At 66.4% G+C, this 6,842-nt stretch carries 5 protein-coding genes; 3 read left to right on the top strand and 2 right to left on the bottom strand.

What is annotated here, in order from left to right:
- Positions 1-165 precede the first annotated feature (165 nt).
- Together recX and recA are read right to left on the bottom strand one after the other, a co-directional pair.
- The gene (gene recX / locus WS62_RS15515; RefSeq protein WP_066572229.1) at positions 166-1,101 is read right to left on the bottom strand and encodes a recombination regulator RecX; all 936 of its coding nucleotides are present in this window, start codon (positions 1,099-1,101) and stop codon (positions 166-168) included.
- Positions 1,101-2,171, bottom strand: coding sequence for a recombinase RecA (gene recA, locus WS62_RS15510; RefSeq protein ID WP_066572226.1), 1,071 nt, complete (start codon positions 2,169-2,171; stop codon positions 1,101-1,103). Before recA ends, recX begins: the two co-directional genes overlap by 1 nt.
- A 205-nt stretch (positions 2,172-2,376) precedes the next feature.
- On the opposite strand from recA, the gene WS62_RS15505 reads away from it, so the two are divergent.
- The 3 genes from WS62_RS15505 (at position 2,377) to WS62_RS15495 (ending at position 6,579) form a co-directional block, all read left to right on the top strand.
- Positions 2,377-3,120, top strand: coding sequence for a response regulator transcription factor (locus tag WS62_RS15505; protein WP_066572231.1), 744 nt, complete (start codon positions 2,377-2,379; stop codon positions 3,118-3,120).
- Between the two features lie 23 nt (positions 3,121-3,143).
- A complete protein-coding gene (locus WS62_RS15500; protein WP_066572220.1) occupies positions 3,144-4,703 on the top strand; it encodes a sensor histidine kinase N-terminal domain-containing protein in 1,560 nt (519 codons plus the stop codon).
- Positions 4,704-4,920: 217 nt separating this feature from the next.
- On the top strand, positions 4,921-6,579 hold the full coding sequence (locus WS62_RS15495; RefSeq protein ID WP_066572217.1) for an MFS transporter: 1,659 nt from the start codon (positions 4,921-4,923) through the stop codon (positions 6,577-6,579).
- Positions 6,580-6,842 lie beyond the last annotated feature (263 nt).

The raw sequence follows: 6,842 nt of genomic DNA, 5'->3' as shown, positions 1-6,842 counted from the left end.
GGGGATCGGGGATCGGGGATCGGGGATCGGGGATCGGGGATCGGGGATCGGGGATCGGGGATCGGGGATCGGATGGCAGCCTAACGATTCGCCGGGCTGTCGCAAGGCATTCGAGCTTGCAGCGTCAGCTTGATGCCGGACGCGAGCAAGACCGGCTCGCCGAGTTCAATCGCCGCCGAACTCGTTAACGTCGCCTTTCAGCAGCTTCGCGATCGTCCCGCTCGAAAAACCGCGCATCGCGAGGAAACGCGCCTGCTTTGCGCGCTCCGCAGGTGTTTGCGGCGCCGCGCCGAATTTCTTGCGCCAGACCGACTGCGCGCGCTCGAACTCGCTCTCGCGCAATTGCGCGCCGACGGCCTCGACGAGCGCGTCGCCGACCGCATGCCGCTTCAGCTCGCTGACGATGCGCGCCGAGCCGACGCGCGCCGAGCGCCGATGCACGAGGCTTTCTGCAAACCGCGCGTCGGACAGCCAGCCCTCCCGTTCGAGCGCATCGAGCAGCGGCTCGAGATCGTCGCCCTCTTCGACGTACGGCGCGAGCTTGCGCGCAAGTTCTGCGCGACTGTACTCGCGGCGCGACAGATACGCGATCGCACGCCCTTTCAGCGAGCGCGCAGGACGTTGCGACGCCGACGAACGCTCAGCGTCTTCGGGCGCGGACGAATCGGAACGGAAAGGCGATGCCCGCCGCTTCGACCGGGCCCCGGCCTGGCTCGTGCGCGTATACACGTCGCCCGCCGCCTCATCCCCGCCCGCCGCCGACGAAAATGCCGCCGACGCACGCGAACGGCCGCCGGCCCGGCCACCGCCGGACGCATCGTCGTTCGCGCCGGCTGCACCGGCCGACGCACGCCGCCGCGCGACGTCGTGCGCGTCGAACGATTCGCGTGGATCGAACGGATCGTCCGATTCAAACGCAACCGATTGCCCAAACGAAACGAGGGCATCGTCAGATGCCCTCGCTATCGGGCGGCCAGCCGGCCGCCCCTCGCTCGAAACCGGCGCGCGCGCTTCGCGTTCGGCGCGGAACTCGTCGGCGGACACCGTCCGCGCGCCGCGCCCTGCCTGCTGCGAATCCGCGCCCTCCCGGTTCTTGCGCATTACTTCTCTTCGTCCATGATCTCGGCTTCGGAGCCGCCATCCTGCGGCATGGCGGCGACGCCGAGCGACTCACGAATGCGATTTTCGATATCGCGCGCGATTTCCGAATTCTCGCGCAGGAATTCACGCGCGTTGTCCTTGCCCTGGCCGATCTTCTCGCTGTTATAGCTGTACCACGCGCCCGCCTTGTCGACGATCTTCGCCTGGACGCCGAGATCGATGATTTCGCCCTGACGCGAAATGCCTTCGCCGTACAGAATGTCGAAGATCGCTTCGCGGAACGGCGGCGCCACCTTGTTCTTGACGACCTTCACGCGCGTTTCGTTGCCGATCACCTCGTCGTTCTTCTTGATCGAGCCGATCCGGCGGATGTCGAGACGCACCGACGAATAGAACTTGAGCGCGTTGCCGCCCGTCGTGGTTTCCGGGTTGCCGAACATCACGCCGATCTTCATCCGAATCTGGTTGATGAAGATCACGAGGCAGTTCGTACGCTTGATCGAGCCCGTCAGCTTGCGCAGCGCCTGCGACATCAGGCGGGCCTGCAGGCCGGGCAGCGCGTCGCCCATCTCGCCTTCGATTTCGGCCTTCGGCACGAGCGCCGCGACCGAGTCGATCACGATCATGTCGATCGAGCCCGAGCGCACCAGCGCGTCGACGATTTCCAGCGCCTGCTCGCCCGTGTCCGGCTGCGAGATCAGCAGTTCCGGCACGTTCACGCCGAGCTTCGACGCGTACTGGACGTCGAGTGCGTGCTCCGCGTCGATGAACGCCGCGGTGCCGCCGAGCTTCTGCATCTCGGCGACCACCTGCAGCGTCAGCGTCGTCTTGCCGGACGATTCCGGCCCGTAGATTTCGACCACGCGGCCGCGCGGCAGGCCGCCGACGCCGAGCGCGATATCGAGACCGAGCGAGCCGGTGGACACCACCTGGATATCCTCGACCGCGTCGCCGTCGCCGAGCCGCATGATCGACCCTTTGCCGAACTGCTTCTCGATCTGCGCGAGCGCGGCGGCGAGCGCCTTGCTCTTTTCGGCAGTCAGCCCGGAGCCTTTCTTGCTTTCTTCCATGAATCGTCCTTTGCTATGATGAGCAGCGTCTGATACGGACGCACCGGCTTCGACACGGCCAGCAAGCCGTTAGGTGCGCGAATGCAGACACTGTATAAAAAAACAGTGGTTTATGCAAGCCCGCGTTGCGGGCAGGCATCGCCCTATATTTCGGAGACAGCCGCGCGCAGCGTCATCGCCGCGGGACGGCAACCGGTTGCGCATCATGCGAATTCTCATCGCCGAAGACGACAGCATACTCGCGGACGGCCTCACCCGGTCACTCCGCCAATCGGGCTATGCCGTCGACCACGTGAGGAACGGCGCCGAGGCCGATACGGCCCTGTCGATGCAGACGTTCGACCTCCTGATCCTCGATCTCGGCCTCCCCAAAATGCCCGGCCTCGACGTGCTGCGCCGCCTGCGCGCGCGCAATTCGAACCTGCCCGTGCTGATCCTGACGGCCGCCGACAGCGTCGACGAGCGCGTGAAGGGGCTCGACCTCGGCGCCGACGACTACATGGCGAAGCCGTTCGCGCTGAACGAGCTCGAAGCGCGCGTGCGCGCGCTGACCCGGCGCGGCGCGGGCGGCGGGCCGACCGTCGTGCGGCACGGCTCGCTGTCGTTCGACCAGATCGGCCGGATCGCCTACGCGAACGACCGCGTGCTCGACCTGTCCGCGCGCGAGCTCGGCCTGCTCGAAGTGCTGCTGCAGCGGATCGGCCGGCTCGTGTCGAAGGAGCAGCTCGTCGATCATCTGTGCGAATGGGGCGAGGAAGTCAGCAACAACGCGATCGAAGTCTACGTTCACCGGCTGCGCAAGAAGATCGAGCCGAGCGGCGTGCGGATCACGACCGTGCGCGGCCTCGGCTACTGCCTCGAGAAGACCGCGCCCGCCCCTGCGAACGACGCGCCGAACGCAACCGCGCCGCAACCGGCCGAAGCCGCCGCGAGCCAGTCGCTGCGCTGACGCCACCAAGGAAGGAGCGGCCGATGGCCACGCCGGCCCATTCCGCGCACACCGCGCGCCGTCCGGCCCCCGCCGCGACCGATGCGGACGCCGCGCGCGACGCGCGCTACGAAAACCCGTTCGCGCCGCCGGACGAAGGCGACGCCGCCGAAGGCCCCCGCCCCCGCTCGCTGTTCGGCGAGATTCTCGACTGGATGCTCGCGCCGCTCCTGCTGCTATGGCCGATGAGCATCGCCGTCACCTATCTCGTCGCGAAGACGATCGCGAACGGCCCGTTCGACCGCGCGCTCGAGACCGACGCGTACGTGCTCGCACGGCAGATCACGCCCGTGAACGGCGTCGCCGAGCTGAGGCTGCCGCAGACGACGCTCGACTTCCTGCGCGCCGATAACGTCGACAGCCTGTACTTCCAGGTGCTCGGCACGCGCGGCGAGCTCGTCGCGGGCGAAGCCGACCTGCCGCTGCCGCGCGACGACGACCGCCCGCCGCCCGGCGTCGTCGTGTTCCGCGACGACCTGCTGCGCGGCAACGACGTGCGCGTCGCGTACACAACCGTCGCGCTGCCGGACACGACGGACTCGCAGCCCGTGCTCGTGCAGGTCGGCGAGACGCTCGACAAGCGCAACGCGCTCGCGAACGACATCATCAAGGGCGTGATCCTGCCGCAATTCGTGATCCTGCCGCTTGCGATCCTGCTCGTCTGGTTCGGGCTGTTGCGAGGGCTCGCACCGCTCACCGCGCTACAGGCGCACATCCGCGGCCGGCGCCCGGACGACCTGTCGCCCGTCGAAGCGCAGCGCGCACCGCCCGAGATCGAGCCGCTCGTCACGTCGTTCAACGACCTGCTCGCGCGCCTCGAACAGAACATCACGCTACAAAAGCGCTTCATCGCGGACGCCGCGCACCAGATGAAGACCCCGCTCGCCGGATTGCGCACGCAGGCCGAATTCGCGCTGCGCCACGAAGTGCCGGACGACGTCGCGCGCTCGCTCGAACAGATCGCGACGAGCTCCGAGCAGGCCGCGCGGCTCGTCACGCAGTTGCTTGCGCTCGCGCGCGCGGAAAACCGCGCGACGGGGCTCATGTTCGAGCCCGTCGAAATCGCGCCGCTCGCGCGCCAGGCCGTGCGCGACTGGGTGCAAGCCGCGCTCGCGAAGCAGATGGACCTCGGCTACGAAGGCCCGGACAACGACGCCGGGCCGCTTCGCATCGACGGCCATCCGGTGATGCTGCGCGAGATGCTCGGCAACCTGATCGACAACGCGATCCGCTACACCCCGACGGGCGGCCGCATCACCGTGCGCGTACGCGCCGACCGCGCGGCGGGCGTCGTGCATCTCGAAGTCGAGGACACGGGCCCGGGCATTCCGGCGAACGAGCGAGAGCACGTTGTCGAGCGCTTCTATCGGATCCTCGGCCGCGAAGGCGACGGCAGCGGCCTCGGCCTCGCGATCGTTCGCGAGATCGTCGCGCAGCACGGCGGCACGCTGACGATCGACGACAACGTGTATCAGACGTCGCCGCGCCTTGCAGGCACGCTCGTGCGCGTGAGCCTTGGCTTACGGCAAGAAGCCCCGGAATAACCCTTAAGAGCCGCCTCACGCGCCGCCCAAGAAATCACGAAAACGCACGTTGCCGACAAGATAAAAGGAAAAGGAAGGCAAAGCCAAATATAGCGTGCAAATTACCGTTGCTCCAATTTGACTCGCCGAGTCAGTGCGCCGTAAGTTTGCCCTCCAATAATCGACACGGAGCCGCCCCGATTGGGCGCGCGCCCTTATATCAAAATTGGAGACATTCATGGCAACGGTAGGCGGACAAATTGCGCACGCGCCGATGACAGGCGACGAAAAGCGCGTGATCTTCGCATCGTCGCTCGGCACCGTGTTCGAGTGGTACGACTTCTATCTGGCCGGTTCGCTCGCGGCCTACATCAGCAAGAGCTTCTTCTCGGGCGTCAATCCGACCGCGGCGTTCATCTTCACGCTGCTCGGCTTCGCGGCGGGCTTTGCCGTCCGGCCGTTCGGCGCAATCGTGTTCGGACGCCTCGGCGACCTCGTCGGCCGCAAGCACACATTCCTCATCACGATCGTCATCATGGGGATCTCGACCTTCGTGGTCGGCTTCCTGCCCGGCTATGCGACGATCGGCATCGCGGCGCCGGTGATCTTCATCGGGATGCGGCTGCTGCAAGGCCTCGCGCTCGGCGGGGAGTATGGCGGCGCCGCGACCTACGTCGCCGAGCACGCGCCCGCGCACCGGCGCGGCTTCTACACCGCCTGGATCCAGACGACCGCCACGCTCGGGCTGTTCCTGTCGCTGCTCGTGATTCTCGGTGTGCGGACCGCCATCGGCGAGGAAGCGTTCGGCGCGTGGGGCTGGCGGGTGCCGTTCGTCGCGTCGATCCTGCTGCTCGCGGTATCGGTGTGGATCCGGCTGCAACTGAACGAATCGCCGGTGTTCCTGCGCATCAAGGCCGAAGGCAAGACCTCGAAGGCGCCGCTCACCGAGGCGTTCGGCCAGTGGAAGAACCTGAAGCTCGTGATCCTCGCGCTCGTCGGCCTGACGGCCGGCCAGGCCGTCGTCTGGTACACGGGCCAGTTCTATGCGCTGTTCTTCCTCACGCAGACGCTGAAGGTCGACGGCGCAAGCGCGAACATCCTGATCGCGATCGCGCTCCTGATCGGCACGCCGTTCTTCGTGTTCTTCGGCTCGCTGTCGGACAGGATCGGCCGCAAGCCGATCATCCTCGCCGGCTGCCTGATCGCCGCGCTCACCTACTTCCCGCTGTTCAATGCGCTCACGCACTTCGCGAACCCGGCGCTCGAAGTGGCGACGCAGAAGGCGCCGATCACCGTCGTGGCCGATCCGTCGACCTGCTCGTTCCAGTTCAACCCGGTCGGCACGTCGAAGTTCACGGACTCCTGCGACATCGCGAAGAGCGCGCTGGCGAAAGCAGGCCTCAACTACGAGAACGTCGCGGCGCCCGCGGGAACGACCGCTCAAGTCAAGGTCGGCGACACCGTGATTGAGTCGTATGACGGCAAGGCCGCCGACGCAAAGGCGAAGGGCGCGGCGTTCGACAAGACGCTCGCCACGACGCTGAAATCCGCGGGCTATCCGGCGAAGGCCGATCCGGCGCAACTCAACTGGCCGATGACGATCGCGATCCTGACGATCCTCGTGATCTACGTGACGATGGTCTACGGCCCGATCGCCGCGATGCTGGTCGAGATGTTCCCGACACGGATCCGCTATACGTCGATGTCGCTGCCGTATCACATCGGCAACGGCTGGTTCGGCGGCTTTCTCCCGGCAACCGCGTTCGCGATCGTCGCGGCGAGGGGCAACATCTATTCGGGGCTGTGGTATCCAATCGTGATCGCGCTCGCCACGTTTGTCATCGGGCTGCTGTTCGTGAAGGAAACCAAGGATTCGAATATCTACGCGCAGGATTGATGGAGGTGTGTCGGGCGGATCGTCCGGCCGACTGCGAGCGGTAGTCGGCAGGCAGTCGCAAGCAGACTGCCCGCTTCGCGAAACGGTCGAGGATGAGGCCCTCGCGATGTGCCGACCCTTTTTGGAGAAAATGACAAAAAGGGCTGTCGCGGACAAATAGAAATGTCCGGTTTTGTAGCAAATGAAATGTCCGCATGTTGGCGGGGGCGGCAAGCCGGCGTAGGGCGTAGCCCGAAGCCGGCTTGCCGCCCCCGCGGCTGTCT

The sequence above is a fragment of the Burkholderia sp. ABCPW 14 genome (genome assembly GCF_001523835.1).
Lineage (GTDB): Bacteria > Pseudomonadota > Gammaproteobacteria > Burkholderiales > Burkholderiaceae > Burkholderia > Burkholderia mayonis.
The sequence above is the reverse complement of the archived record's forward strand: the minus strand, read 5'-3'. Positions and strand labels throughout refer to the sequence as shown.